Source organism: Paenibacillus lacisediminis (genome assembly GCF_046567315.2).
In genome coordinates this window covers 1-1,188 of record NZ_JBKIAX020000038.1, presented here as the reverse complement: position 1 = coordinate 1,188, position 1,188 = coordinate 1, and the positions used below count along the sequence as shown (strand labels likewise).

The window sequence follows — 1,188 nt, the reverse complement described above, 5'->3', positions numbered from 1 at the left end:
CTCTTTGCAGGAATGGGCAGGGGCGGATGGCGTGCGCCGGGCGGGCATCAGTTCCTTCGGATTTGGCGGAACGAACTGTCATATGATCGTCGAGGGAGCGCCGGCGCGGGAGCTGCATGAAGGGGAAAGGGGGTCCGGCACGGAAGCCGGCGAGCCGGAAGCCCGGCTTTTGGCGATCTCAGCCCGGAGCGAAGCGGCGTTGTCCGAGCTGGAGTTCCGGTACCGGGAGCTGCTGTCCTCGGGGAACCGTCCGCCTTTGGCGTCCGTCTGCTACACGGCGGCAACGGGAAGGGACACGTTCGCGCTGCGGACGGCGGTGGTGGCGGACAGCGCGGAGGAACTGGCAGATAAGCTCTCGTCGGGGCTGGCATACCGGGGAAGCGCGCCGGAGGATGGGGACCGCAAGACGGCGTTCCTGTTCACGGGGCAAGGGGCCCAGTACCCGGGCATGGCCCGGGAGCTGTACCGGAAGGAAGCCGCGTTCCGGGAAGCGTTTGACCGCTGCGGCGCGGCGCTGGGGAACATCAAGGGGAGAAGCCTGCGGGAGTGGATGCTCGAAGGCGATGTGGCGTCGCTGAAGGCGACCTCTTTGACGCAGCCGCTCACCTTCGCAGTGGATTATGCGCTGGCGCGGATGTGGATGTCATGGGGGTTGCGCCCGGCGGCGGTGCTGGGCCACAGCGTCGGAGAATACGCAGCGGCCTGTATTGCGGGTGTCATCAGCCCGGAGGAAGGAGTCCGGCTAACGGCGGCGCGCGGGCGGTTGATGGAGGAAGAATGCGAGCCGGGAGCGATGGCGGCGATCCTGGCGGGAGAAGAGCAGGTGCGTGCGTACATCCGGCGGAGCTGTACGGAGGCCGAGCGGGAGAGGATCGCCATCGGAGCGGTGAACGGCCGAAGCAACACGGTCGTGTCCGGGGAAGAAGCGCTGGTGGAGCGAGTGATACAGGAAGCGGAACGGGAGGGAACGGGAGTGCATCGGCTGAGCGTGTCACACGCGTTCCACTCGCCGCTGATGAAGCCAATGCTGAAGGCATACGAAGAAGAGCTGAAGCGGGTGGAATTCCGGGAACCGGAGCTTGCGCTGATCAGCAATGTAACAGGGCGTGTACAAGAGGAGAAGCTGGGCCCGGGGTATTGGCTGGAGCATATCCTGTCGCCGGTGCGGTTTGCCGAGAGCGTGGAAAC

The 1,188-nt window shown here is 65.9% G+C and carries 1 protein-coding gene; it reads left to right on the top strand.

Annotation, left to right across the window (positions count from 1 at the left end):
- The coding region (locus ACLD72_RS32150; protein WP_458476518.1) for an acyltransferase domain-containing protein at nt 1-1,188 on the top strand (1,188 nt) is incomplete at both ends.